A 24,539-nucleotide genomic window follows, 5' to 3' on the forward strand; every position below is an offset into this window, starting at 1 on the left:
AATGCGCACGATCAGACTGGGAGCAGGTGCCGGCTATTCGGGTGACCGCATCGAACCGGCCGTCGAGCTCGCGGAACATGGCAAGCTCGATTATCTGGTGTTCGAATGCCTTGCCGAGCGCACCATTGCACTGGCGCAGGCTGCTCGCCTGAAGGATCCGGACGCCGGGTTCGACCCGTTGCTGGAGGCGCGGATGAAGGCGGTGCTACCGGCCTGCCGCGCCAACGGCGTCCGCATCGTCACGAACATGGGCGCCGCCAATCCGCAATCCGCAGCGCGGGCCGCGGCAGCGATCGCGCGGCAGCTCGGCCTTCGCGGGCTCAAGATCGCTTCCGTCACGGGCGACGACGTGCTCGGCGATTTGAAAAACTCCGATCGTCCGCTCGACATCGGCTGCACCGTCGATGGTCTCGGCAATCGCATCGCGTCCGCCAACGCCTATCTCGGCGGCGCTTCGATCGCGCAGGCTTTGCGTGAAGGGGCCGATGTCGTCATCACCGGGCGGGCCGCCGATCCCTCGCTTTTCCTCGGTCCGTTGATCCACGAATTCGGCTGGGCAATGGACGATTGGCCTCTGCTGGGCAAAGGCATTCTGGTCGGCCATCTCCTGGAGTGCGCCGGCCAGATCACCGGCGGCTATTTTGCCGATCCCGGATACAAGGACGTCAAAGGTCTTGCTCGCCTCGGTTTTCCGATCGGCGAAGTGCGCGAGGACGGGGATCTCGTCGTCACCAAGGTGCCGGGGTCGGGCGGCCAGGTGACGGCCGCGACGGTCAAGGAGCAGTTGCTCTACGAGATCCACGATCCCGCCCGTTATTTCCAGCCCGACGTGGTCGCCGACTTCTCGCTTGTCCAGGTCGAAGAGGTTGGCGAGGATCGCGTCCATGTGTTCGGTGCGACCGGCACGCCGAAGACCGGCGAATTGAAAGTGTCGGTCGGCTACATCGACAGCTATGTCGGCGAAGGCCAGATATCCTATGCCGGGCCGGGTGCCCTCGAGCGCGGACGGCTGGCGATCGAGATCGTGCGGGAACGGCTTGCGATCGCGGGCGTGGAAACGAGCGAACTGCGGTGCGATCTCATCGGATCGAACGCGCTCCATGGCGAGAGCCTGTCGCAGGACGCCCATCCCTACGAGGTGCGGGTTCGTGTGATCGGCCGCACCGAAACACTGACTGAGGCCAAACGTATCGGCGAGGAGGTCGAGACCCTCTACACCAATGGTCCAGCCGGCGGCGGCGGCGCCTGGAAATCGGCCCGTGAGGTCGTTGCCGTGGCGTCCACTTTGATTCCGGAGACCGACGTTGCGACGTCGATCCAGTATTTCGAAACGTGAGCGCAAAAAAATCGGCGCCGAAAACAAGGAAACGCACCATGCATCACGCGTCACCGCAGGGTCGAACAAGAAAGACAATTCACCACCTCGCGATCGTGGCTTGCAGTGTGGTGGCGGGCGGATCTGCATGGGCCGGGACGCGCTGCGATGACGTGAGGAGCGTCAAGATCGATCACGTCCGGATCGACGTCGCTGACGATCAGCGTCCCGGTCTCTTCGCTGCGCCCGATGGTCAGCAGCTGACGGATATGCCTGCTTTTTGCCGCGTGCATGGAACGGCGCAGCCGGTCATGGGATCGAAGATCGGCTTCGAGATATGGCTTCCGGAGACGGGCTGGAACGGCAAGCTCGAGATGTTCGGCAATGGCGGCTACAGTTCCAAAATTGCATATTCGTCGCTCGCCGAACAATTGAAGCGTGGCTACGCGGTTGCGGGCACCGATACCGGCCATCAGGGCGATGACCCCGATTTCGCCGCGGGGCATCCCGAAGCGATCGTCGATTGGGCGCACCGCGCCGTGCACGAAACCATTTTGGCCGCCAAGGCGGTCGTCGTGGCGCGCTACGGAGAGACCGCGCATCACGCCTACTTTTCCGGCTGCTCGACCGGCGGCCATCAAGCCTTCATGGAGGCGCAGCGCTATCCCGCCGACTTCGATGGCATCATCGCCGGCGATCCCGGGCACAATCGCACACATCTCAATGCCGGGTTCTTGTGGCAATTCGTGGCCAATCGCAAAGGTCCTGGCGCCGCGCCGATCATTCCGCCGGCAAAGCTCGCGACGGTCTCGGCGGCCGTCCTGAAGGCGTGCCGCGGACGGGATGGCGGCCTCGCAACCGACAAGTTTCTGATGGATCCCGAAGCATGCGACTTCAAGCCGAAGGACATCCTGTGCAAGGCGGGCGATCAGGCCGACTGCCTTTCGGAAGCCGAGGCCGAAGCCCTGGAGCGCATGTATCGCGGGGCGCGCAACCCGAAGAGCGGCGAAGCAATTTATTATGCGTGGCCCAAGGGCAGCGAGAACTCCGGACACGTCGTCAAGTCGCTGCCGGGCTGGAGCCTGTATTGGGCGGACCCGTCGCATCCGGATAAGCCGGCCCGCTCCAATTTCTGGAAGATATGGGCCTTCGACGACGCGAATTGGGATTGGGCGTCGTTCGATTTCGATCGCGATATGAAGGCGGTCGACGACAAGCTTGCCGCGACGATCAATGCGATGGATGCGAACCTGTCTGCGTTTCGCGCGTCCGGAGGCAAGATGATCCATTATCACGGCTTGGCGGATCCGGTGGTGCCGCCCCGCGATTCCATCGACTATTTCGAGGCGGTGCAGCGCGCGCTTGCCAAGTCGGACACCGCATCCGTCACGACGAGCGCCGATTTCTATCGCCTCTTCCTCGCGCCCGGCATGGAGCATTGCAAGGGAGGTGAGGGCCCCAACGTGATTGACGCGCAGCGGGCGCTGGAGGTCTGGGTGGAGCAAAAGACTGCGCCGGATCGGATCATGGCGACCAAGTTCGTCAACGATGAGACGTCGCAAGGGATTGCGCTCACGCGACCACTTTGCCCCTATCCGCAGCAGTCTCGTTATGACGGACGGGGAAACCCGAACGAAGCGACGAGCTTTAGCTGCACCGATGGCCATCGTTACCCCGACCCGCTGACGGCGCCCGCATATCGCCGCTGACGAGCAGACCTGCCGACAGGAGAAAGGTGCCTCCATGAAATTACGGGACATCGCGCACTCGCGCACGGGGGACAAGGGCAACATTTCGAACGTCTCCCTGATCGCCTACGACCCGAACGACTACGGCGTGCTGTGCGACTACGTCACCGCCGAGCGGGTCAGGCAGTTGTTCGACGGCGTCGTCCAAGGCGAGGTCAGGCGATACGAATTGCCTGGCATCGCGGCCCTGAACTTCGTCATGACCGAGGCGCTTGGCGGCGGCGTGACGCGATCCCTCGCGATCGATGCACACGGAAAGTCGCTCAGCTCGGCCTTGCTGAACATGGACCTTCCCGATGACATCAGATCCGCTTCGCACGAGTAGGCCATGATCAAAACCTTCCTTGTCGCTTCCATCGCACTGATATCGATCGTGGCAGCTCCCGCGGGCGAGCTGCCGGTCTGGCTGCATGAAGAAAAAGTGAGCCATTATGACGGCGCCTCGGATGACCTCGTCACCGCGGGGATGGGCGCAGAGGCTATGACGGGGGCCGCACCTCGCTTTGCGGATCCTCTGCATCCAACGGCACAGGAGCTCCGCCGCGCTTCGATATTCTACCGGACGAGCAAGGGGCAGGGTTATGGCCGGCTGTTCGGTCCCAATGTCGATCAGGAGACCGGCAAATCATTCGAGGATGGCGGCAAGATTGCCGGCGACGAAATTCTTGCCTATGCGGACGATGGGGACGGCAGGCAGAACGTTGCGATGCTGCTCCAGATTCCCTCGGACCTCTCGACGGAGAGGCGATGCCTCATCGCAATTCCGGTCGCGGGCTCGGCGAGCCTGTTTCGTGACATCGTCGACTTCGGCTATTGGGGGCTGCGGCATCGCTGTGCCGTCGTCTACAACGACAAAGGACACGGCAACGGTTTCCATCTTCTGGAAAACGATACCGTAAACCTGATCGACGGACCGCAAGCGCCGGCAGCAGCGGCCGGGTCCAAAGCTCACTTTCGCGCCGACCTCGACGATGCGGCGCGAACCTCGTTCCTCGCTGCATGGCCGCATCGTGTCGCATTCAAGGCCGCGCATTCGAAGCAGAATCCCGAGAAGGATTGGGGCACCGACCTGCTCCGATCGGTGAAATTCGCATTCGTCGAGCTGGCGAAGCGGGATCCGGCGTTCACGCGCGAGAACACGATCGTCATTGCGACGGGAAGCTCGAACGGCGGAGGAGCCGTTCTCTATGGCGCGGAAAAGGACGCCGATCACCTGTTGGACGGTGTCGTCGCACGCGAGCCGCAGGTCCAGCTCAAGCCTGACGACCGGGTGGTCGTGAAGCGCGGGCCTGTGGAGCGGCGCGGCTCGGGCCGGACCTTGCTCGATTATTTCAGCTTCGGGAATCTCTATCAGCCCTGCGCGGTGCTGGCGGTACCAGATATTCCATTGCGGGATCGCGTGCCCTACGCGGCCAACCGCTGCCAGTCTCTTCACGACAAGGGATTGTTGACGTCCGCGACGCTGGCCGACCAGGCACGCGAAGCGCTCGATCGCATGCATGCTTACGGTTGGGACGAGGAGACCGACGTCGGTCACGCCTTCGGCTATTTCGTGGCACCTGATGCGACTGCGACCAAGTACGTCAACGATCACGGCCGCTTCGACGTGCGCGACCGTGTCTGCGGTTACAGCTACGCTGCAACGGATGCGGACGGGCGGCCGGTGGCCGTGCCCCCCGGTCTCGGGGCGACGATCTTCTCCGTTGCGCCGGGCGGCGCGCCGGCCGGAACGATCGACGTGATCAACGACAGCGATCCGACGGGGGCGCGGCGGAGCTGGCTCTCGGTGTCGCCCAGCACGGGGCGGCAGGATTTCAACCTGGATGGCGCCATCTGTATTCGTGATCTCGTGACCGGAAACGCGCCGGCATCGCAGCGCGTGAAGACCGGCATTGACGAGTTTCTGGCATCAGGCCAGTTGCGCGGGTTGCCAACGATCATCGTGCATGGCCGCAGTGATGACCGCGTTCCCGTCAGTTTCTCGTCTCGTCCCTATCTCGGCCTGAACAATATCGTCGAAGGGGAGAGCTCGAAGTTGCGATATATCGAGGTTACGAACGCAGAGCATTTCGGGACCGATCTGCCGGGCTTCGACAGCAGAATGGTTCCGCTCGTCCTCTATCATCTGCGCGCGCTTGACCTGATGTGGGCTCACCTGACCGACAAGGCGCCGTTGCCCCCGAGTCAGGTGGTTCGGACAATGCCGCGCGGAGGCGAGCCGGGGAAGGCTCCCCTGCTGCAGTCCGCGAACATGCCTTCAATTTCGGCCGCCCCGGCCGAGGGCGACAAGATCCTCGTCGAGCAGGGCCGGGTTCTGATGCCGGATTGAGTTTGCGCGGGCCTCTATTCGGCGGGTGCCATCCGCACCGTGCGGCCGCCGGCCTCGACGACCTGCTTGCGTGCGCCGAGCCACGCCTTCCAGGCGTGCACGGCGACGGCCAGCGAGCAGATGCCCCAGAACACCGGATATTCGTAGCCGCCCGTGTTCCAGGTCCAGCCAAAGCCTTTCACGACCTGCAGCGAATAGACGGCGACCGCCATCAACGCGACCGAGCCGAGCGCGGCGAAGCGCGTGCAGATGCCGAGCGTCAAGGCAACGGCCACGGAGAATTCGGCGGCCGCAGCGAGGTAGACCCACGCCTCCGGCGGCGACAGGCCGGCGGCAGCGAAGAACTTGACGATGGCGGGATTGAGAACGCCGAGGCCGATGAACTTTCCGGCGACATGCGGAAGATAGAACACGCCGCAGGCGATGCGGACGATGTTCTCGATTTTCGTGGGGTCGAAAGTCTCTGCTTTGATCCGGAAATCGTCCGGCGATATGAACATGGCTGGTTCTCCTTGCATGGAAGAACCTAAGGCCTGAAGTCGCAGAGCGCCTTGATGCAACTCAACCCAGCGCCTTCCGGATCATCTCCGCCAGCTGGTTGCGGCGATAGGGTTTTGTCAGCAGCAGCACGCCGTCATCCAGCTTGCCGTGGTGGACGATGGCGTTGTCGGTGTAGCCGGAGGTGTAGAGCACCTTCACGCCCGGCCGGAGCTTTGCCACCTCGTCGGCGAGCTCGCGGCCGCTCATGCCGCCGGGGATGACAACGTCGGTGAAGAGCAGATCGAACGGCTGGCCGGCCTCGATCAATTGCAGCGCGGCGCGGCTGTCGCCGGCGGCAATGGTCTTGTAGCCGAGGCTCTGGAGCTGCGCGGTGACGAAGTTGCGCACCAGCGGATCGTCCTCGACCACGAAGATGGTCTCCGCGCCGCCTTCGGCCTGCGCCGCGGTGCTCGCGGCCACTTCGCTCGTGCCTTCGCCCGGCGGCAGGTAGAGCTTGATCGTGGTGCCGTGGCCTTCCTCGCTGTAGATCTTGATGTGGCCGCCGGACTGCTTGACGAAGCCGTAGACCATGGAAAGGCCGAGGCCGGATCCCTTGCCGACCTCCTTGGTGGTGAAGAAGGGCTCGAACGCCTTCTCCTGGATATCGGGCGGCATGCCGGTGCCGGTGTCGCTGACGGCGAGCATCACGTAAGGCCCGGCCACGACGTCCGCATTGGCCTGCGCATAGGCTTCGTCCAGCACGACGCGGTGGGTCTCCAGCAGCAGCTTGCCGCCGTTCGGCATGGCGTCGCGGGCGTTGATCGCCATGTTGAGCACGGCATTGGTGAGCCGGGACGGATCGATATGCGCCGTCATCGGGCCCTGTTCCAGCACGGTCTCGATCTGGATCTGCTCGCCGAGAGTGGGGCGCAGCAGCTTTGCGATGTCCGATATCGCCGCGTTGATGTCGACATTGCGCGGCTGCAGCGGCTGCTTGCGCGCAAAGGCGAGCAGATGCTGGATCAGCTCGGCGCAGCGCTCGGCGGCATCGTCGATCAGCCGTGCCACGCGCTGCAGCTCGGGCTGCTGCTTCAGGCTCGCCACCAGCGTCTCGGTGTTGCCGGAGATCACGGTCAGCATGTTGTTGAAGTCGTGCGCGACGCCGCCGGTCAGCTTGCCGATCGCGTCGAGCTTCTGCGACTGGTGTAGCTGCCGCTCGGTCTCGCGCGAAATGGTCGCGTCATGATAGACCAGCACCGCGCCGGAGATGTCGCCCTGTGCGTCCCGCATCGGCCGGCCGCTGATCATGAGATGGCGCGCCTGATTGCCGCTGTGCGGGCGGACGATCATCTCCATCGCCTCGAACTGCTCGCCGCGCAGCACGCGTGCGGAGGGCAGCTCATTGGGCTTGAGCAGGGTGACGCCGTCGCCGTGATAGACCTCGGACATCGCGCGAAGATTGCCGAGATTCATGCCGGTGCGATGCAGCAGCATGCGCTCGGCGGCCGGATTGGACAGCAGCACGGTGCCTTCGCTGTCGATGACCAGCACCGCCTCGGCCATGCTGTGGAAGGTGCTCTGGAGCACGTTGACCGACAGACGCAACTCGTCATGTGCGGCGACGAGATGCTCGGTGCGCTCGGCGACCGCGGCCTCGAGCTGCTCGTTGGCGGCCGTCGTCTCCAGCAGCGTGTTCTTCAGCGCGACCTCGGTACGCTGGCTCTCGCGCATCACCATCACCACCAGCAGCAGGATCACCAGCGCGCCGGCGACGTCGATGCCGAGCAGCACGATCCCGGTGCGGCGCGAATCCTGCGAGCGCGCGGCGAGCAGCCGCTCTTCCTCCGCGCTCAAATGATCGAGATTGGCCATCACCGTGTCCATCAGGCCGCGGCCCTCGCCCTTGCCCTGAAGCGCGGCAACACCGGCCTGGTCGTTCGACGCGCGCAGGCGCACCGCTTCGGCGGCGATCTCGATCCGGCGCAGCGCCAGCGGCTCGGTGCCCTCCAGCAGCGCGACCTGATCGGCATTGTCGCGGACGCCGCGCTTCAGGTCCGCAAGCGCCGGAGCGATCTCGGCGCGGACCGCCTGGAATTCGTCGTTGAAGCCCTGGCTGCGATAGATCTCGTAGCCGCGCGCGGCGCTTTCGGCGCGGCGCAACAGCACGCGCAGGTCGGAGATCTTCTTCTGCACCTGGATGGTGTGATTGACCCACGCCGTATCCGACCGCGACTTGACGTCGAGGCCGATCGAGGCTGCGGTGATGATCAGGAGGATTGCAAGTCCAGCACCGAGAATGACGCGCTGCGTTGGGATCAAGGGGCTTCTTTCTTGTCCTTCGGCTGTGCGTTCCCGCCCGCATCGGCGAGACATTCCCGGATGGTGGTCAGCAGGGCGTCCGGCGTGAACGGCTTGCGCAGGCAGCGCGCCGCACCGAGCTCCAGCGCCATGCGCAGGAAGTCGGGTGTGGGCGAGGCGGACGAGGCGAAGGCATAGCCGGACATCGCGATCAGCGGGATCGCGGGCGCGCGCTCGTGAAAGATGCGGATGGATTCGAAGCCGCGCATATGCGGCATGAAGATATCGACCAGCATCACATCATAGGTTTGCGCTTCCAGCGCAGACAGCCCCGTTTCACCGCCGTCGGCCAGCGTGACGTCGAAGCCCTGACGTTGGAGGAGGACCTCGATGGTCGCGCCGACCATCGGATCGTCGTCTACCACGAGGATACGCGGCATGACATTTCCCAGCAATCGAAGTCCCCGCATTGGTGATACAGGTGAATCGTGCGTCGGGTCAATTTTGGATTGGATCAGGGTAGATATGCACGGTTCGGTGAATAAAGGTCCGTTTTGCATCGACTTGTAGACAACGCGGGAGGTACCGAAAATCGATGCAAACGAAAGGTGCAGGCGAAACAGGTGAGAAGGCATAGCCTGCGCGAAAAAGGCGCCGCATTGCTGCGACGCCTTGTCGTTCAAGCCGTGTCGATATCGCTACGGGCAGGGATGACGCTCGCCGTCATAGCCGAGGTAGGTGCCCGAGGCCGGATCGTAGGACTTGTAGCGCTGCGCGCAATAAGCGGAGGAGTCGCCACCACCATCCTGTACAACGGCCACCGACGGCTCGTCATAGTACGTGTCGCCGTAATAGTAGGGGTCGTCGTAGTACCCGCCACCGTAGTAGGCATAGGAACCGAGGCCGCCGATCGCGGCGCCAGCTGCGAACCCGGGCCAGAAGCCGCCGCGGTGATGCCAGCCGCCGCCATGCCAGCGGCCGCCATTCCAGCCACCGCCGCCACCGTTCCAGTGGTTGCCTGCGACCGCGAAATTACGACCGCCGCCACCGGCAAAAACTGGCCCGCTGCGTGCTGCGGCGTTGGCCGTGAAGCTGCCGCCGCCACCGCCGATCCGCGCGCCGCCAAATCCACCGCCGCCCATGCGGGCGCCACCGCCGAAGCCGCCCCCGCCGAAGTGGGCGCCGCCACCGCCACCGCCGAAATGGGCTCCACCGCCGCCCCCGCCGAAACCGCCATGGCCACCACGGCCCTGCGCGAAGCTCGGCGTTGCCATCGGAAGAACCAGCGCCAGGGCTGCGGCGGCACTCAAAACTTTCAGACTTTTCATGATCAAACTCCTTTCCCGCAAGCCAACCCCACGACAGCGCGGTGGTTCCTGGCTCACGCGGGTTTGCACGACGCGGCAGCTTCTCACCGCGGCACTGTACCCGGCATGAACGGATCGCGCCGGATGTGCGGCAGGGACGGTTGCCGACCGGCTCCCGCGTTTGCGGCAGGGAGCGCCCGCACGCGGCGAACTGGACATTTCCCCGTCCGGATGGCATCAGGACCCGACGAAGCAGGGCCCTTGCCGCATGAAACAATTCTTCCTGAAGTTCTTCACCTGGTGGAATGGCCAGACCTTTGGCACCCAGCTCTGGACCAAGCGCTATGGCGAGCTGGTCGGCCAGGACGAGCAGGGCAACCTCTATTATCGCACCCGCGGCGGGGCGATCGATCCGGCGCTCGGCTTCGAGCGGCGCTGGGTGATCTATAACGGCTATGCCGAGGCCAGCCGTATCCCGCCGGAGTGGCATGGCTGGATCCATCACGTCGTCGACATCCCGCCGACCAAGATCAACTACCAGCCCCGCGAGTGGGAAAAGCCGCACCAGCCGAATCTCACCGGCACGGCGAAGGCCTACCGGCCCTCCGGTTCGACGCTGGCCAGCGGCAAGCGTCCCAAGGCGACCGGCGACTACCAGCCCTGGACGCCGGCCTGATTCTCCCGCCGGCCTAAATCCGGCGATCGTCCGCTTCGACTGGATGCACACGCATCCGCCTGACGCCGCTGTGGACAACGGGAACAGCGGGGAAGCTGCTTGCGCCGGCGTTGCGCCAATGCGGCCGATGCGGCTCAATCAACCCATCTTACGGAGATGGGAGACCATCGCGTTCGGTCGGGCAACAGCTCGCGACTGTCCCGAAATGCAGCGGCCGCCGAGGAAGGACTCGATCGGGAGATAGGCCCCCGGTCTGGAAGTTCCCAAATCGCCCGATGTGAATGTGCAGCCGCCGTAAGACAGGAAAGGCCGCTCGGGAAACCGGGCGGCCTTTTTCTTGTATCTGTCGCTCGGTCTCAGAGATAGAGGCGGAGCGGCGGCGAGTTGCCGAGCGGCATCATATCATAGGGCGGCTTCCAGCCCGGCAGCTCGGCCACACGCCGGCGCCAGGCATCGATGGACGGGAACGCCGCGGCAAGATCGAAACCCGTCTCTTCGGCTGGATAGTAGAGATAGCCGAGCATCGAGAAATCGACGACCGTTGGCCGGTCTCCCAGCACGAAGCGGCGGTCGGCGAGGTGCCTGTCGACGATCGAGAACGCGCTCTCGGTCCGCGCGCGCAGATAAGCGAGCACGGCCGGATGGGCGGGCTCCGGCGTGAAGCAACGTTGAAACCGATGCTGCGCGAAATTCCCCGTGAATTTGTGATTGTCGAACAGCAGCCAGCGCCTCGTCTCGAATGTTTCCTCGCGGGTCGGACCGAACATACCGTGGGTTTCGGCGAGCCACAGCAGGATCGCACCGGATTGGCTCATCAGCCGGCCGTCGGCCTCGAGCACAGGCACTTCGCCCATCACATTGGTCGACGCCCGCCAGTCAGGAGTACGGGTCTCGCCGCCGGCGAAGTCGACGCCTACCGGCTCCCAGTCGAGTCCGGCGCAGTTGAGGAAGAGCGCGACCTTGAACGAATTGCCGGAAGCGCCGACACAGTGCAGCCGATATCGCGCCATGGTCAGGTCCTCCGCTACGCGACCGGGGGCGGTCGCATTCCTGATTGTCCCGACGGCCTCCTGACAACGTCGTGTCAGCAGTGAGTGCGCTGCAGAGCCGGGGCCCATGTTGCTGCGATCCGTGCGGCCTGCTGGATCCGGCTCTGCGGAGCGTCGCTGCGTGCCGCACCGCGTCCGGGAAATGGGAGCAGGGCCTAGCTCACTCGCTCGGCCGCGCGCTTCACGGCGTCGAGACGGTGGGGCTGCAACGGCGCGATACGCGCCTTGACGGAAGCAAGGACCTCCGCCGGCGCGGTGTCGGGCGAGCCTGAGTTGAACGGCGGCGCCGGATTGTATTCGATCCCCAGCTGGATCGCCTCCGCCGTGGCGCGGTCGGCCAGGATCGACACCAGCGTCAGCGCGAAATCAATTCCTGCGGTGACGCCGCCGCCGGTGACGCGGTTGCGGTCGATGCAGACGCGGGTCTTGGTCGGGGTTGCGCCGAACTGGCCGAGCATCTCCATCGCGCTCCAATGGGTGGCCGCGCGGTAGCCCTTGAGCAGGCCGGCGGCGCCGAGCGCCAGCGATCCCGTGCAGACCGAGGTGACATACTTCGCGCCCTCGGCCTGCCGGCGCAGGAAATCGAGCACCTCTTCGTCATTGAGCAGGTCGTCGGTGCCGCGGCCGCCAGGCACGCAGATCACGTCGAGCTGCGGGCAGTCGGCGAACGTTGTGGTCGGCGTCAGCGTCAGCACGGCATCGCTCGGCACCGGCTCGATCCGTTTCCAGATCAGATGCAGCTTGGCGCCGGGCAGGGCCGAGAACACCTGCAACGGGCCGGTGAAGTCGAGCTGGGTGACGCGGGGAAACACCAAAAGTCCGATCTGGAGCGGCGCCGACATGAGAACCTCCAATGAAGCGCTTGACGGACGCAAACTGGCATGATGCCCTTCTGTCCAAAATGGCATAATTCCCTCACTTTCGGACATGAACATGATCGGCATCCTGATCTTCCCGGATTTCCAGCTGCTCGACGCGGCAGGCCCGATCTCGGTGTTCGAGATCGCGGCGCGCGCCACCGGCAAGCCGCTGGCGCTGCGCGTGCTGGCGGTGAAGGCGGGGCTGGTGGCGAGCTCGTCGGGCGTCGAGATGATGGCGCGCGATTTCAAATCGGCGAACGCGATCACGACGCTGGTCATCGCGGGGGGCGCGGGCGTGAACGAGGCCGCGCGCTGCGAGGTCACGCGCGCTTTCGTCCAGCGGCTGGCGAAGCGCGGCGTGCGGGTCGCGAGCGTCTGCTCCGGCGCCTATGTGCTGGCGGAGGCCGGCCTGCTCGACGGCCGCCGCGCCACCACGCATTGGGGACGGACACGCGATTTCGTCGCGCGCTATCCAAAGATCAAGTTCGAGCCGGACCAGATTTTCACCCGTGACGGCAATGTGTGGACGTCCGCGGGTATCACCGCCGGCATTGACCTTGCGCTTGCGATGGTCACCGAGGACCATGGCGAGGAGATCGCGCAACAGGCCGCGCGCCAGCTCGTGCTCTACCACCGCCGCAGCGGCGGGCAGTCGCAATTCTCGTCGCTGCTGGAATTGAAGGCGCCGAACGGCCGCTTCGGTGCGCTATTGTCCTGGGCGCGCGAAAATCTCGACGCGCCGCTGACGGTGGAGGATCTCGCCGACCGCGCCGGGATGAGCGCGCGCCACTTCGCCCGCGCCTTCGCCGCCGAGACCGGCACGACGCCGTCCAAGGCGATCGAGAAGTTGCGGCTCGAGGTCGCCCGCGAGCGCGTGCAGTCCTCGCGCGAGGCGATCGAGCTCGTCGCGGAGACGACCGGATTCCGCGACCCCGAACGGATGCGGCGCGCCTTCATCCGCGCCTTCGGCCAGCCGCCGCAGGCGCTGCGGCGCGCGGCGCGGGCGGGGTAGTGGACCGGTTCGAGGAGGCTTGCTTGGCTCAGCAGAGAGGCTTGCATGAAAGCCGGCAAAGCGCTCCCGAACTTGCTTCTGTCACGTCGGCGACAATCTTGTCGTGTTCAACCAAAGCGCGTAGTCTCGGCCGTCAGCGTAGGGAGACGTGGTCATGAGATTCTCGTCGCGTGGAGCTGCTCTCTTCTTTTGCGTCGCCTTGATCGTCTGCGGGTCGGGCGGTTCGGCCTTGTCGCAAACGGCAACATCCATTCCCGGCGTCGCTGTCGACGCCCCGACAGCGCGGCTCAAGCCGAAACAGCACCCGGTTGTCCGCAGCGCCATTTACGACGGGGCGCAGACCGCGACCGTCGGTGGCGTGTTGGCGGCTCCGATTTCCGACTCCGCCAAGATCGCCAGGCTTGCCACGCTCACCGGCAGCTGTGTCGGCGGTTGCGCCACCAGCGCGAGCACGCCAAGCGCGGCCAACCATGGCTGCTCGCTGTCTGCCGGGGGGATGTCGGCAATACCATGCAGAAACATCTATGGTTTCAAGAGCTACGAAGAATGCCGGGCGACATCGATGTTGATCGGGTGGAGACCCAATGACATTCCCTGGTATTGCAGCAGCCTGGCTCTGAAGTAGCCGACAAGGGCGTTCGTCGTCAGCGCGACGAGGTCGTGCCGCCCGCAGGTGCGGGAGCCGAGTTGGTTGCCCGCTCCGTCAAGCGCCGCGCGATCGGCGTCAGCAGATATGGCGCAAGATGAATCGGAAACTGCGTCAGCGCAAAGTAGAGCCAGGTCGCCGGCGGCAGTGCGCCTGCGGTTGCGGCCAGCATCAGGCCGAGATTGCGCTGTGACACCATCAGCCCGACCGCGAAGGCGCGCTCATAGCCGGCGCGGCGGAAGATCAGCGTCGTGACCGCGAGCAGGGTGAAATAGACGGCGAAAGCGAGCAGGGCGACGCCGATCGTGAAGACGGGATCGGCGACGAAGTCGTGGGCGACATCGCCCATTACGGCGGAGGCGAACACCAGCAGGATGAGGATATTGAAGCCGTCGATCGGCCGCTTGTGGCGGTGGATGGCTTCGGCGCCGAACAGCCAGCGGATCGCGGTTGCGCCGATCAGCGAGACCGCGAGGATGCCGAGCAGTTTCGTGCCGAGCGCGAGCGGCGAGATGCTGAGCATGCCGCCGAGAAACAGGCTTGCGAACAGCGAGGCGGTGAAGGGCACGAGCGCGGTGGCGGTGACCAGCGTCACCAGCGGCAGCGTGGCATCGAGGCCGATCAGCGCCGCCAGCGCAGGCGCTGCCATCATCGGCGAGGCCATGCCCTGCAGCATCAGCGCGAGGAACAGGCCGGGCGAGCTTGTGTCGAGTCCGCCGCCATGGGCGAGCAGCCCGACGATCAGCGGCACGCCGATCGTGGTCCAGAGCGTTGCGCTGGCGATCAGCGCGGGGCGGCGCAGATGGCCGAGCAGCGCCACGAGATCAACGCGCATGAAGGAGATGCAGAGCAGGGCAAGGATCGCCTCGGTGACGTAGGGGCGCAGCAGCGCGCCGAGCGGCGGAACGGCGACCGCGATGAACGCAATCGCGGCAACCGCGCGCGTGCCCTGGCCGCCGAGCCAGGTGAGGACGCGCAGAGGAAGGGCGAAGATGGTTTGAAGAACGGCAGGCATCTCGATGTCGCGTCAGTGAAGGTCCGTCGTCCGGATGAGCACGCCGCCATGGAAGAACGCGCCGGGGACAGGCCGTCGTTCAGGCGTGGCTGCTTCGGGACGTGGATACGGGCGGAATCGCCCCGTGCCGCCCCCCGGGAGGGCGCCCGACTATCCCATCCGGCCGGCGCTCTGGCCAGCCGGCGGCGGGCAGGGCTGGGATGCCGCCCTTTCCCCGCCGTATTCGGCGTGTTAACCGGAGGGCCTGCGAGCGGCGGTATCCCCTGTAGAATGTCCAGCAAGCCCGATTCGCTGTTGAAGCCGCGCGAGATGTTTCGAACATTTACCCTGACAGGCCTAGCGGCGCTTTTGGCCGCCACCGCACTGACGGCTGCAACGCCGGCTCAGGCGCAAATCGGTACGATCTTTTCCGATCCGCCGCCGCTGCGGCCGCCCGGCAGCATTCCCCGCGGCCAGCCGCAGCCGCAAATCCCTGACGACGACGAAGAGGTGCCCGAGCTGCCGCCGCAAGGGCGGGTGCTGCCGTCGCGTCCGATGCCGCCGCCGCAGGGCCGTCAGGGCAACGTGATGCCCGGGCCGGTCGAGAGCCAGCCTTTGGCGCCGCCGCCGGGCTCTCCCGCAGCGCCGCCGAACCAGCCGCCCGCCGTCGCGGTCGCGCCGCCCAATGCGCCGGGCGCCGTGCCGCCGGCTGCTCCCGGTCAGCGCCAGCCTCCGCAGAAGGGCGGCCCCGCCGGTCCCGTGCCGCAGACCCCGGCCAGCCTGCAGCCGGGCGACGAGGTCGTGACCGAGCCGCCGGCCCAGAAGATCGTGAACAAGAAGGCGACCTTCTCGGGCCTCGACAAGATCACCGGGCGCATCATCAATTTCGACGAGGATATCGGCGAGACCGTCCAGTTCGGCGCGCTCAGGGTCAAGACCGATGCCTGCTACACGCGGCCGGCGACGGAAGCCGCCAACACCGACGCCTTCGTCGAGGTCGACGAGATCACCTTGCAGGGCGAGGTGAAGCGGATCTTCTCGGGCTGGATGTACGCGGCAAGCCCGGGCCTGCACGGCGTCGAGCATCCGATCTACGACATCTGGCTGACCGACTGCAAAGAGCCGCAGCAGACCATCGCGACCGCGGCGCCCGATCCCGCGAACAAGCCCGCAACCCCTCCGCCGCCTCCCGCGCAGAAGAAGGCCGCGCCGAAACAGGCCGTGCAGCAGCGCCCGCCGCAGCCGTTGCCGCCACCGCCGCAAGCGCAACCGGCGCCGCCGCCACCTCCGCCGCAGGAGCAGCGCGGTCTGTTCGGTATTCCGGGGTTCGGCAGTCGGTAGGGTATCAGATCAGGCTGAGAGCTCCGGGCTCCTTCACCTCTCCCGTAGGGGGAGGTGGCCTCCGGCCAACGCAATCCATCGGTTTCTATTGCCGTGAGGCGATGATCTCGAGTGCGCGTGCGCCCGGGATCGCCGCGCCTGCCGAAAGCCTGAGGAAGTCGCCGGGCTCGCCGGCCAGCGCCTTGTCGAGCAGGGCGGTGTAGCGCCGCCGCGAGATCTCGACCGCGCCAAAACTCTTCAGATGCTCGGTGACATATTGCGTGTCGAGCAGCTCGAAGCCGCCATGGATCAGCCGCGCGACCAGATGCACCAGCGCCACCTTCGAGGCATCGCGCGCGGTGTGAAACATGCTCTCGCCGAAGAAGGCGCGACCGAGACTGACGCCGTAGAGACCGCCGACGAGTTCGTCGCCCTGCCAGGCCTCGACGCTGTGGCAATGGCCGAGCTCGTAGAGGCCGCCATAGAGATCGCGGATGCGCTTGTTGATCCAGGTGTCCTCGCGCCCTTGCTGCGGCGCCGCGCAGCCGGCGATCGTCGCCTTGAACGCGGTGTTGACGGTGACGCGAAACGCATCCGAACGCACGGTGCGCGCGAGCCGCGAGGCAACGCGGAATCCGTCGAGCGGGATGACGCCGCGCAATTCCGGCTCGACCCAGAACAGGGTCGGATCGTCGGCGCTCTCGGCCATCGGAAAAATACCGCAGGCATAGGCGCGCAGCAGCACGGCGGGCGTGATTTCAGACGAGGCGGAGTCGCGAGAAGTCATGACGCGATCATAGCAGGATCGCGGCGGCGTTGCGATGGGCGGCGCAGCTCAGCCCGCGGCGGCGGTGCCGGCCTTGGAGGGCGCGTCGGGCACGCGGCGGAACCGCAGGATGACGCGGGTGCCGCTGTGGGCGGGGTCGCGCTCGACGGTCGCATCCAGTTTCGCGGCCATCGCCGCGACGATGCGCTGCCCCATGCCGGTGGAGCGCGGATCCGCCTTCACCTTGTCGCCGACGCCGTCATCGGTGATCGAGAGCAGGAGATCTTCGCCCTGCGAGGTCAGCTCGACATGGATGGGACCGGCGCCATCGGGATAGGCGTATTTCACCGCGTTCATCACCAGTTCGTTGACGATGATGCCGACGGCGACCGCGCGGTCCGGGTCGATCTCGATCGCCTCGGCTTTCACCGTCAGGCGCGACATCCGGTTGCCTTCGGCGGAGCGGCGGAGATCCTCGAGCAGCGAGTCCAGATACTGGTTGAGGACGACGCTCTTGAGGTCCTGCGAGGTGTAGAGGCGGCGGTGCACCTGCGCCACCGCGGCAACGCGGCCCATCGCGTTGGTGAGGGCGGCCTTGACCTCGTCTTGGCCGGCGGAGCTCGCCTGAAGGTGCAGCAGCGAGGCAATGATCTGGAGCGAGTTGCCGACGCGGTGGTTGACCTCGCGCAGCAGCAGCTCGCGCTCGGCGGCAAGAGCTGCGTAGCGGTCGCGTGAAGCGTGGATCTCTGCCTCGGCTTCCTCGCGCGCCTTCTGCAGTTCGGCCTGGCGCAGCGCGCCGTCGGCGGCAACGTGGAGCAGGGGGATGAAGTCGCCCTTGACGTCCTTGACGAGGTAATCGGCCGCGCCCGCCTTAAGTGCCGTCACCGCGATGCTGGAATCCTGCGAGGCCGTGACGAACACCACGGGCGGGGCGTCCGGGATCGCCATGATCTGCTCGAGCGTCTCGAGGCCGTCGAGGCCCGGCATGTACTGGTCGAGCGCGACGACGTCGATGCAGCCTGCGCTGCTGCCCTGGGCCCCCGCGCTGCGGATGCGCTCCAGGCCTTCCTCGCCGCTGGCGGCATGAATGACCCTGTAGCCGCGCCGCGACAGGCCGCGATCGACCAGGCGCGCGAGGCCTGCGTCGTCGTCGATGTAGAGCAGTGTTGGCGTGCGCTGGTTCATGTGGCGGCGGGCGGGACCTGGATGACGGAGAAGAACAGCCCGAGCTGCCGGATGGCGTTGGCGAAACTCTCGTAATTGACGGGCTTGGTGATGTAGACGTTGCAGCCGAGCTCGTAGCAGCGCTTGATCTCCTGGGAATCATCCGTCGTGGTCAGCACCACCACGGGCGAAGCCTTCAGATATTTGTTCTCCTTGATCTGCTTCAGGATGTCGATCCCGGTCATGTCAGGGAGATTGAGGTCGAGCAGAATCAGCAGCGCGTTGCCCTTCTGCACGAGGCCGCTGCCGTCGGCGCCGAACAAATGCTGCATGGCATCGGTGCCGTTCTGGAAGGAGATGATCTCGTTGTTGACGCCGGACCGGCGGATGTTGCGCTCGATCAGCCGCGCATGTCCCTCGTCGTCCTCGATCATGATGATGCTGACGGGCTGAGTCATTTATCGGCGTTCCGGTTGCTGGCGTTCCAATTGATGGGCAGCGTGATCGTGAAAGTGCTGCCCGCGTTCAGTTCCGACGATACCGACATGGTGCCGCCAAGGCGACGCACAAGTGCACGCACATGTGCAAGACCTATGCCCTGACCGGGCTTGTCCTGGGTTCCCGCACGACGGAACAGGTCGAAGATCCGCTGATGGTCCTTCGGATCGATGCCGCGGCCGTTATCGCTGATTTCGAAGATAGCGTAGCCGAGCTTGGTGCGCCCGCGGATTCTGATCGTGCCGGGGACGCCGTTCTTGAGATACTTAATCGCATTGTCGATCAGATTGGAGAAGATCTGTTCCAGCGCAAGCCGGTCGCTGACGATATTGGGCAGCGGCTCGATATGGATCTCGGCCTGCGCTTCGGCGGCCTGATGCGCTAGCGAGGCCACGATGCCCTCGATGAATTCGCGGGTCTCGATGTTCTCCGGCTGGAACTCGCGCCGGCCCTCCCGGGTGAGGTTGAGGATCGCCGAGATCAGGCGGTCCATCCGGGCGATCGAGGATTTGATGAAGCCGAGCGCCTCGGAAAAATCCGCCGAAAGTTGCTTGTCGGGGCCATCGAGCGGCATATCGGCGATTTCGGCCGGCGGCCCGCCCACCGGCGCTCCGGCGAGGCCTCCGATCCGGCGAAAGATGTCCTTGCCCAATTCCTCCAGCTCGCTGGTAAAGCCCATGATGTTGACCAGTGGCGAGCGCAGATCGTGACTGACAATATAGGCAAAGCGCTGGATCTCGTCGTTGGCCTCGCGCAGATCGGCGGTGCGCCTATCGACGATGGCCTCCAGATTGACGTTGGAATCGCGCAGGCGCACTTCGGCGTTGTCGCGGGCCCGGGCGGATCGTCGCACCAGCCAGATCGAGATGAGGGCGAACAGCACGACCAGGCCCGAACCGATGCCCGTCATGGAGGCCGCGAAGGTCTGGCTTCGGTCGGCGTTGACGGTCCGCAGCCGGAACAGGCGCTCTTCTTCCTGGATCATCGAGCCCGCCACGGTGCCGATCGTGGCGGTGGTGTTGGCGGCGGCGGCCTCGCGGACCAGCGCGATAGCCTTGTCGGGCTGGCCTTGCCGCACGAACTCCAGTTCCTGGCCAAACTGGCCGAGCCGGGTCTCGATGGCCGCGCTCAGCTTTTCGATGCTGTCGCGCTGGGCCGGATTGTCGCCAGTCAGACGCGTGATCCGGTCCAGCGCGGGCACGATCGCGGCGACCGCCTTTTCGTGGTCCGCCTTGAAATTGTCCTCGCCGGTCAGGAGGTAGCCGCGCGCACCGCTCTCGGCGCGACGGATCTCCAGCAGCAGGGTGTTGAGCTGGTTTTCCACCTCCAGGGTATGGACGACCCATTTGGCGTCGTCGCGCGCCTTGTTGACGAGGTAGACCGAGCCGGCGCTGATCACGGTCAGCACCAGAAGGCCCGCCGAAAGCAGCAGGATTTGCACCACCGTGCGCCGCCGCTGTGCGTCAGCCGTCACGATGGGTTTGCCTTGTTACGTTGCACGGAGTTCAATACGGCCCCTTGGAACTTGCCCCAACCGTCCAGAACGCGATTGGGGCCAAGAGGTTCCATGAGGGGAGACGATTATTTCGCGGCCGGTTCCGTCTTGCCGGCGAGGTACTGTTCCAGCCAGTGGATGTGATAGTCGCCGTTGATGATGTCGTCCTGGCGGACGAGGTCGCGGAACAGCGGCAGGGTGGTTTCGATGCCGTCGACCACCATCTCGTCCAGCGCGCGGCGCAGGCGCATCAGGCATTCGGTGCGGGTCTTGCCGTGCACGATCAGCTTGCCGACCAGCGAGTCGTAATAAGGCGGGATCTGGTAGCCCTGATAGACCGCCGAATCGATCCGCACGCCGAGCCCGCCGGGCGGGTGGTATTGCGTGATGCGGCCGGGCGAGGGCCGGAAGGTCTGCGGATTCTCCGCGTTGATGCGGCACTCGATGGCGTGGCCGATGATCTGCACCTCGCTCTGCTTGGCCGGCAATTCGCCGCCGGCGGCGATGCGGATCTGCTCCAGCACGAGGTCGATGTCGGTGATGCTCTCGGTGACGGGATGCTCGACCTGGATGCGGGTGTTCATCTCGATGAAGTAGAACTCGCCGTCCTCGAACAGGAACTCGATAGTGCCGACGCCGAGATATTTCATCTCGCGCATCGCCTTTGCACAGGTCTCGCCGATTTTTGCGCGCGCGGCTGCGGCGAGCACGGGCGAGGGGCCTTCTTCCCAGACCTTCTGGTGACGGCGCTGCAGCGAGCAGTCGCGCTCGCCGAGATGGATCGCACCGCCGCGGCCGTCGCCGAGGATCTGGATCTCGATGTGGCGTGGCTTCTGCAGATATTTTTCGAGATAGACCGAGGCGTCGCCGAAGGCCGATTTGGCCTCGTTGGCGGCCGTCGACAGCGCGACCTGGAGGTCAGCCTCGCTCTGTGCGACCTTCATGCCGCGGCCACCGCCGCCGGCCGCGGCCTTCACCAGCACCGGAAAGCCGATCTTCCTGGCGATCGCCATCGCGTCGTCATCGGGGCCGACCGCGCCATCGGAGCCGGGCACCACGGGGATGCCGAGCCGCTTGGCGGTCTTCTTGGCCTCGATCTTGTCGCCCATCAGGCGGATGTGCTCCGCCTTGGGGCCGATGAAATGCAGATTGTGCTCGGCGAGGATTTCCGCAAAGCGCGCGTTCTCCGACAGGAAGCCGTAGCCGGGATGCACCGCGTCGGCGCCCGTGATCTCGCAGGCCGCGAGCAGCGCGGGCACGTTGAGATAGCTGTCCTTGGACGGCGGCGGCCCGATGCAGACGCTCTCGTCCGACAGGCGCACATGCATGGCGTCGGCGTCGGCGGTGGAATGCACGGCGACGGTCGCGATCCCGAGCTCCTTGCAGGCGCGCAGGATGCGAAGGGCGATCTCGCCGCGATTGGCTATGAGGATCTTGTCGAACATGGTGTCCTTAAGGGACTGGCGCGCGGGGCGCGGCGAGGGCGGTTGGCCGCCCCCATCAATTACTCGATGATGACGAGCGGCTCGCCGAACTCGACCGGCTGGCCGTCCTCGACCAGGATCTGCGTGACCGTGCCTGCGCGCGGCGAGGGGATCTGGTTCATGGTCTTCATGGCTTCGATGATCAGCAGCGTCTGGCCGACCGAGACCTTGGCTCCGACTTCGATGAACGGCTTGGCGCCCGGCTCCGGCGCCCAATAGGCGGTGCCGACCATCGGCGAGGTCACGGCGCCCGGATGCTTCGACAAATCGGCAGCGGCAGGTGCGGCGGCGGCGCTTGCCGTTGCCGGCGGGGCGACGGGAGCGGCGGCCATCGGCACCGGCATGGTCGCGGCGACGCTGATGTTGCGGGCGACGCGCAGCCGCAGGCCGGCACGTTCGATCTCGATCTCGGTGAGGCTGGTCTCGTCGAGCAGAAGGGCGAGCTCGCGGACGAGCGCGGAATCCTCGCTGGAAAACTTTGCGGCTGCTTTGTCGTCTGGCTGGCGCGCCATGTTGTTTGATCCGAATGTTCTGGGTGAAGAGGGGGCGTCAGGCTTCGGGCTTGATGCCGAGCTTGGCGGCAAGGCCCTGGATGGCGAGGCGGTAGCCCTCGATGCCGAAACCGGCGAGCGAGGCGAAGGCGGCGCGCGCGGTGTAGGAGTGGTGACGGAAGCTCTCGCGGGCGTGGATGTTGGTCACGTGGACCTCGACCGCCGGGATCTGCACCGCGAGCAGCGCGTCGTGCAGCGCGATCGAGGTGTGCGAATAGCCGCCGGCATTGATGATGATGCCCTTCATCTTGCGCCCATGCGCCTCGTGGATGAAGTCGATCAGCTCGCCCTCGCGGTTGGACTGGCGGCAATCGGCCTTGAGACCGAAGCTCGCCGCGGTCTCACGGCACAGCGCCTCGACGTCGGCCAGGGTCGCATGGCCGTACTTCTCGGGCTCGCGTGTCCCCAACATGTTGAGGTTCGGCCCGTTGAGGACGAGGATCGTGTCGGTTGCAGGTTCAGCCATTCCAATCCCGGAAGAGGTGCTTCGGCGTGGCGGGGTTATAGGTAACAAAGCGCCCTAGGGGAAGCCTTGAAGGGCCTCCCGGGGCGCTTCAAGGACCTCACCCTGGGTGCAAAAACCTGTGCGGAAGTTACGGAAATTGCTTGTTAACCAGCCCGAACAATGGCTGGCGGCGATAAGGCAAAGGGGCGGGCATTGCTGCCCGCCCCCGGAGGTTGCCGTGATCCGGCCTTAGGTGTTCAGGATGGCCACGATCTCGTAGGTGTCCGGATTGATGATCACGATCTCGTCCTTGACCAGGACGTAGCGGTAGGTCCGCCACTCCGGATAGATCGTCACGACGCGGGACGGCAGGGCGTGCAGCTCGATGCCCTCGCGCGGAATACGGGTGCCGACCGAGATCGAGAAGTTCACGTTGGTCACGGGGGCGACGCGCTCCTCGCGGATCACGGACGTGATCTGCGTCCGCTGTTCGGTCGAGAGCTTGGCGCCCGCGCCGGCCTGGCCAACCGTGGTCGAGGTCGTGCTCTGGCCCTGCGCGTTCTGGTTGGTGCTGGTGCCGGTCTGACCCTGAGCGTTCTGGTTCGTGCTCGCGCCGGTACGGCTGTCGGCGTTATTGGTCGAGGTGCCGGTCTTGCTGCCCTCGGCCTTCTGGTCCTTCGCATCCTTGGCGCCGGACTTGGTCGTGTCCTGGCTCATGCTCTTGGACTTGTCCTGCTGCTGACCCTGCGCACGTTCGTCGGTGCGCTGGCCCTTGGTCGCGCCGGCCTTGTCGTCGGCCGCGTTCTTGTTCATCTCGCCGCGGCCCGAATGCTCATCCTTCATCGCGCCGGAGGACTTCTCCTCGGCGGCGGTGCCGGACTTCATGCTGGAGCCACCGGCCTGGCCGACGGTGCCCTTCTCGGCGCCCGAGGACTCCTTGCCCATCGCACCGCGCTCGGCGGCGCCGCCCGAGGGCTGCGAATGCTGCATCTGCGCGCCGCCGGCGCCGCCACCGCTGTCGCGGCTCATATTACCCTGTGCGTTCGCCAGACCGGTGCCCGCGACGAGCGCGAGTGCGGCAACCGAAATCATAAAGCGGTTAGACATTGAATTCTCCTCACGTGATCATTGCATCATTGCCCGCGCCGACAACGAAAGGAGATTTGAGTTGTTCCGGAACTTCGCCTGTTCCGCGGCATTAGTTTTTTAAACGCGAGATGAACGCGCGCGCCTGATTTGCGCCGATATCGCGCCAACGAAAAAGGCCGGCTTTTCAGCCGGCCTCATCGCATTGGTGGTGTCGTGAAACGTCTGTTCAGCAAGTCGCCTTGCCGCAGCGGGCGACGCCGATCTTTTCCTTGAGGCCTTCGAGGCCGACGGCGCCGATCACGATCTGCTTGCCGATCACGTAGCTCGGCGTGCCGTTCATGCCCATGGCTTCCGCGAGCTTGAAGTTCTCCTCGATGGTGGCGCGCACCTCGGGACTCTGGATGTCCTTCTCGATCTTCGCGGTGTCGAGGCCGGCTTCCTTGGCCGCCTGCATCGCGCGCGCCTTGTCGGCGGCGCCGCGGCCGCCGAGCAGCTTCTGGTGGAAGTCGAGATATTTCTTGCCGGTGGGATCCTGCATGCGCACGGCGACCGCGACTTGCGCCGCTTCCACCGAGCCCTGGCTCAGCACCGGAAACTCCTTCAGCACGACCTTCAGCTTCGGATCGGACTTCATGAGGTCGAGCATGTCGCCCATTGCGCGCTTGCAGTAGCCGCAATTGTAGTCGAAGAACTCGACGAAGGTGACGTCGCCGTCCTTGTTGCCGAGCACGACCTGGCGCGGCGAGTTGAAGATCGCATCCGAGTTCTGCGCGATGCTGGCTTCGTGCTTCTGCGTCTCGGCCGCGGCCTGGCGCTTGCTGAGCTCGGCCATGGCATCCTCGAGCACCTCGGGGTGGGTGACGAGGTAGTTCTTGATGATCGCCTCGATGTCGGTGCGCTGGGCATCGGAGAAGCTGTCGGCCGACGCCGGAACGGCTGCGCCGAACATGGCGAGCGCGAACAGCGCGGGAGCAAGCAGGCGCAGCGAAGGCATAGGCAAATCCTCTTATCCA

The 24,539-nt window shown here is 65.4% G+C and carries 24 protein-coding genes; 8 read left to right on the top strand and 16 right to left on the bottom strand.

The window, feature by feature from the left end; translation table 11 throughout:
* The first annotated feature begins 1 nt into the window (after position 1).
* The 4 genes from HYH08_RS03140 (at position 2) to HYH08_RS03155 (ending at position 5,392) form a co-directional block, all read left to right on the top strand.
* A complete protein-coding gene (locus tag HYH08_RS03140; RefSeq protein WP_220008265.1) occupies positions 2 to 1,336 on the top strand; it encodes an acyclic terpene utilization AtuA family protein in 1,335 nt (444 codons plus the stop codon).
* A 290-nt stretch (positions 1,337 to 1,626) separates the two neighbouring features.
* Positions 1,627 to 3,024, top strand: a complete 1,398-nt coding sequence (locus tag HYH08_RS03145; RefSeq protein WP_249782245.1) for a DUF6351 family protein — start codon at positions 1,627 to 1,629, stop codon at positions 3,022 to 3,024.
* Between the two features lie 34 nt (positions 3,025 to 3,058).
* Entirely contained in the window at positions 3,059 to 3,388 is a 330-nt protein-coding gene (locus HYH08_RS03150; protein WP_220008267.1) for an AtuA-related protein, read from the top strand.
* A 3-nt stretch (positions 3,389 to 3,391) separates the two neighbouring features.
* Positions 3,392 to 5,392 (top strand): 3-hydroxybutyrate oligomer hydrolase family protein, encoded by a 2,001-nt coding sequence (locus HYH08_RS03155; protein ID WP_220008268.1) that lies wholly within the window; start codon positions 3,392 to 3,394, stop codon positions 5,390 to 5,392.
* Between the two features lie 14 nt (positions 5,393 to 5,406).
* On the opposite strand, the gene HYH08_RS03160 is transcribed toward HYH08_RS03155, so the two are convergent.
* The 4 genes from HYH08_RS03160 to HYH08_RS03175 form a co-directional block, all read right to left on the bottom strand.
* Entirely contained in the window at positions 5,407 to 5,892 is a 486-nt protein-coding gene (locus HYH08_RS03160) for a DoxX family protein (protein WP_220008269.1), read from the bottom strand.
* A gap of 61 nt (positions 5,893 to 5,953) precedes the next feature.
* Positions 5,954 to 8,191, bottom strand: coding sequence for a CHASE3 domain-containing protein (locus HYH08_RS03165; RefSeq protein WP_220008270.1), 2,238 nt, complete (start codon positions 8,189 to 8,191; stop codon positions 5,954 to 5,956).
* On the bottom strand, positions 8,188 to 8,610 hold the full coding sequence (locus tag HYH08_RS03170) for a response regulator (RefSeq protein ID WP_220008353.1): 423 nt from the start codon (positions 8,608 to 8,610) through the stop codon (positions 8,188 to 8,190). Before HYH08_RS03170 ends, HYH08_RS03165 begins: the two co-directional genes overlap by 4 nt.
* Positions 8,611 to 8,868: 258 nt before the next feature.
* Positions 8,869 to 9,498, bottom strand: coding sequence for a BA14K family protein (locus HYH08_RS03175; RefSeq protein ID WP_220008271.1), 630 nt, complete (start codon positions 9,496 to 9,498; stop codon positions 8,869 to 8,871).
* Between the two features lie 247 nt (positions 9,499 to 9,745).
* Here HYH08_RS03175 and HYH08_RS03180 point away from each other — a divergent pair, with 247 nt between their 5' ends.
* A complete protein-coding gene (locus HYH08_RS03180) occupies positions 9,746 to 10,153 on the top strand; it encodes an NADH:ubiquinone oxidoreductase subunit NDUFA12 (RefSeq protein WP_220008272.1) in 408 nt (135 codons plus the stop codon).
* Between the two features lie 356 nt (positions 10,154 to 10,509).
* On the opposite strand, the gene HYH08_RS03185 is transcribed toward HYH08_RS03180, so the two are convergent.
* Both HYH08_RS03185 and HYH08_RS03190 read right to left on the bottom strand, forming a co-directional pair.
* On the bottom strand, positions 10,510 to 11,163 hold the full coding sequence (locus tag HYH08_RS03185) for a glutathione S-transferase family protein (RefSeq protein WP_220008273.1): 654 nt from the start codon (positions 11,161 to 11,163) through the stop codon (positions 10,510 to 10,512).
* A gap of 194 nt (positions 11,164 to 11,357) precedes the next feature.
* A complete protein-coding gene (locus tag HYH08_RS03190; RefSeq protein WP_220008274.1) occupies positions 11,358 to 12,044 on the bottom strand; it encodes a DJ-1/PfpI family protein in 687 nt (228 codons plus the stop codon).
* Between the two features lie 91 nt (positions 12,045 to 12,135).
* On the opposite strand from HYH08_RS03190, the gene HYH08_RS03195 reads away from it, so the two are divergent.
* Positions 12,136 to 13,074 carry a GlxA family transcriptional regulator gene (locus tag HYH08_RS03195; RefSeq protein WP_220008275.1) on the top strand — a complete coding sequence of 313 codons (939 nt, stop codon included), beginning with the start codon at positions 12,136 to 12,138 and terminating at the stop codon, positions 13,072 to 13,074.
* Between the two features lie 154 nt (positions 13,075 to 13,228).
* Positions 13,229 to 13,699 carry a hypothetical protein gene (locus HYH08_RS03200; RefSeq protein ID WP_220008276.1) on the top strand — a complete coding sequence of 157 codons (471 nt, stop codon included), beginning with the start codon at positions 13,229 to 13,231 and terminating at the stop codon, positions 13,697 to 13,699.
* A gap of 19 nt (positions 13,700 to 13,718) precedes the next feature.
* On the opposite strand, the gene HYH08_RS03205 is transcribed toward HYH08_RS03200, so the two are convergent.
* Positions 13,719 to 14,735 (bottom strand): Na+-dependent transporter, encoded by a 1,017-nt coding sequence (locus tag HYH08_RS03205; protein WP_220008277.1) that lies wholly within the window; start codon positions 14,733 to 14,735, stop codon positions 13,719 to 13,721.
* Positions 14,736 to 15,005: 270 nt separating this feature from the next.
* On the opposite strand from HYH08_RS03205, the gene HYH08_RS03210 reads away from it, so the two are divergent.
* Positions 15,006 to 16,055 (top strand): DUF2155 domain-containing protein, encoded by a 1,050-nt coding sequence (locus tag HYH08_RS03210; RefSeq protein WP_220008278.1) that lies wholly within the window; start codon positions 15,006 to 15,008, stop codon positions 16,053 to 16,055.
* An 85-nt stretch (positions 16,056 to 16,140) separates the two neighbouring features.
* Here HYH08_RS03210 and aat read toward each other — a convergent pair whose 3' ends face one another.
* The 9 genes from aat to HYH08_RS03255 form a co-directional block, all read right to left on the bottom strand.
* Positions 16,141 to 16,821, bottom strand: a complete 681-nt coding sequence (gene aat, locus HYH08_RS03215) for a leucyl/phenylalanyl-tRNA--protein transferase (RefSeq protein ID WP_220008279.1) — start codon at positions 16,819 to 16,821, stop codon at positions 16,141 to 16,143.
* A gap of 48 nt (positions 16,822 to 16,869) precedes the next feature.
* Positions 16,870 to 17,985, bottom strand: coding sequence for a sensor histidine kinase (locus tag HYH08_RS03220; protein ID WP_220008280.1), 1,116 nt, complete (start codon positions 17,983 to 17,985; stop codon positions 16,870 to 16,872).
* Positions 17,982 to 18,422 (bottom strand): response regulator, encoded by a 441-nt coding sequence (locus HYH08_RS03225; protein ID WP_220008281.1) that lies wholly within the window; start codon positions 18,420 to 18,422, stop codon positions 17,982 to 17,984. Before HYH08_RS03225 ends, HYH08_RS03220 begins: the two co-directional genes overlap by 4 nt.
* Complete coding sequence (locus HYH08_RS03230) at positions 18,419 to 19,936, bottom strand: sensor histidine kinase (protein ID WP_220008282.1); 1,518 nt, start codon at positions 19,934 to 19,936, stop codon at positions 18,419 to 18,421. Before HYH08_RS03230 ends, HYH08_RS03225 begins: the two co-directional genes overlap by 4 nt.
* Positions 19,937 to 20,043: 107 nt before the next feature.
* Positions 20,044 to 21,402 (bottom strand): acetyl-CoA carboxylase biotin carboxylase subunit, encoded by a 1,359-nt coding sequence (accC, locus tag HYH08_RS03235; protein WP_220008283.1) that lies wholly within the window; start codon positions 21,400 to 21,402, stop codon positions 20,044 to 20,046.
* A 59-nt stretch (positions 21,403 to 21,461) separates the two neighbouring features.
* A complete protein-coding gene (accB, locus tag HYH08_RS03240) occupies positions 21,462 to 21,953 on the bottom strand; it encodes an acetyl-CoA carboxylase biotin carboxyl carrier protein (RefSeq protein ID WP_220008284.1) in 492 nt (163 codons plus the stop codon).
* Positions 21,954 to 21,990: 37 nt separating this feature from the next.
* Complete coding sequence (aroQ, locus tag HYH08_RS03245) at positions 21,991 to 22,458, bottom strand: type II 3-dehydroquinate dehydratase (RefSeq protein WP_220008285.1); 468 nt, start codon at positions 22,456 to 22,458, stop codon at positions 21,991 to 21,993.
* Between the two features lie 228 nt (positions 22,459 to 22,686).
* The gene (locus HYH08_RS03250) at positions 22,687 to 23,544 is read right to left on the bottom strand and encodes a DUF1236 domain-containing protein (protein ID WP_220008286.1); all 858 of its coding nucleotides are present in this window, start codon (positions 23,542 to 23,544) and stop codon (positions 22,687 to 22,689) included.
* 208 nt (positions 23,545 to 23,752) lie between these two features.
* A complete protein-coding gene (locus tag HYH08_RS03255; protein WP_220008287.1) occupies positions 23,753 to 24,520 on the bottom strand; it encodes a DsbA family protein in 768 nt (255 codons plus the stop codon).
* Positions 24,521 to 24,539: the final 19 nt, after the last annotated feature.

The sequence above is a fragment of the Bradyrhizobium sp. BR 10289 genome (genome assembly GCF_019455385.1).
Lineage (GTDB): Bacteria > Pseudomonadota > Alphaproteobacteria > Rhizobiales > Xanthobacteraceae > Bradyrhizobium.

Excerpts from the sequence above, each read along its gene's own strand:
- HYH08_RS03180 (WP_220008272.1), top strand. The coding sequence starts at position 9,746 with ATGAAACAATTCTTCCTGAAGTTCTTCACCTGGTGGAATGGCCAGACC.
- aat (WP_220008279.1), bottom strand. The coding sequence starts at position 16,821 with ATGACTTCTCGCGACTCCGCCTCGTCTGAAATCACGCCCGCCGTGCTG.
- HYH08_RS03200 (WP_220008276.1), top strand. The coding sequence starts at position 13,229 with ATGAGATTCTCGTCGCGTGGAGCTGCTCTCTTCTTTTGCGTCGCCTTG.
- HYH08_RS03255 (WP_220008287.1), bottom strand. The coding sequence starts at position 24,520 with ATGCCTTCGCTGCGCCTGCTTGCTCCCGCGCTGTTCGCGCTCGCCATG.
- HYH08_RS03250 (WP_220008286.1), bottom strand. The coding sequence starts at position 23,544 with ATGTCTAACCGCTTTATGATTTCGGTTGCCGCACTCGCGCTCGTCGCG.
- HYH08_RS03220 (WP_220008280.1), bottom strand. The coding sequence starts at position 17,985 with ATGAACCAGCGCACGCCAACACTGCTCTACATCGACGACGACGCAGGC.
- HYH08_RS03175 (WP_220008271.1), bottom strand. The coding sequence starts at position 9,498 with ATGAAAAGTCTGAAAGTTTTGAGTGCCGCCGCAGCCCTGGCGCTGGTT.
- HYH08_RS03210 (WP_220008278.1), top strand. The coding sequence starts at position 15,006 with ATGTCCAGCAAGCCCGATTCGCTGTTGAAGCCGCGCGAGATGTTTCGA.
- HYH08_RS03170 (WP_220008353.1), bottom strand. The coding sequence starts at position 8,610 with ATGCCGCGTATCCTCGTGGTAGACGACGATCCGATGGTCGGCGCGACC.
- HYH08_RS03205 (WP_220008277.1), bottom strand. The coding sequence starts at position 14,735 with ATGCCTGCCGTTCTTCAAACCATCTTCGCCCTTCCTCTGCGCGTCCTC.
- HYH08_RS03160 (WP_220008269.1), bottom strand. The coding sequence starts at position 5,892 with ATGTTCATATCGCCGGACGATTTCCGGATCAAAGCAGAGACTTTCGAC.
- HYH08_RS03145 (WP_249782245.1), top strand. The coding sequence starts at position 1,627 with ATGGGATCGAAGATCGGCTTCGAGATATGGCTTCCGGAGACGGGCTGG.
- HYH08_RS03155 (WP_220008268.1), top strand. The coding sequence starts at position 3,392 with ATGATCAAAACCTTCCTTGTCGCTTCCATCGCACTGATATCGATCGTG.
- HYH08_RS03225 (WP_220008281.1), bottom strand. The coding sequence starts at position 18,422 with ATGACTCAGCCCGTCAGCATCATCATGATCGAGGACGACGAGGGACAT.
- accB (WP_220008284.1), bottom strand. The coding sequence starts at position 21,953 with ATGGCGCGCCAGCCAGACGACAAAGCAGCCGCAAAGTTTTCCAGCGAG.
- aroQ (WP_220008285.1), bottom strand. The coding sequence starts at position 22,458 with ATGGCTGAACCTGCAACCGACACGATCCTCGTCCTCAACGGGCCGAAC.
- HYH08_RS03190 (WP_220008274.1), bottom strand. The coding sequence starts at position 12,044 with ATGTCGGCGCCGCTCCAGATCGGACTTTTGGTGTTTCCCCGCGTCACC.
- HYH08_RS03140 (WP_220008265.1), top strand. The coding sequence starts at position 2 with ATGCGCACGATCAGACTGGGAGCAGGTGCCGGCTATTCGGGTGACCGC.
- HYH08_RS03195 (WP_220008275.1), top strand. The coding sequence starts at position 12,136 with ATGATCGGCATCCTGATCTTCCCGGATTTCCAGCTGCTCGACGCGGCA.
- accC (WP_220008283.1), bottom strand. The coding sequence starts at position 21,402 with ATGTTCGACAAGATCCTCATAGCCAATCGCGGCGAGATCGCCCTTCGC.
- HYH08_RS03185 (WP_220008273.1), bottom strand. The coding sequence starts at position 11,163 with ATGGCGCGATATCGGCTGCACTGTGTCGGCGCTTCCGGCAATTCGTTC.
- HYH08_RS03150 (WP_220008267.1), top strand. The coding sequence starts at position 3,059 with ATGAAATTACGGGACATCGCGCACTCGCGCACGGGGGACAAGGGCAAC.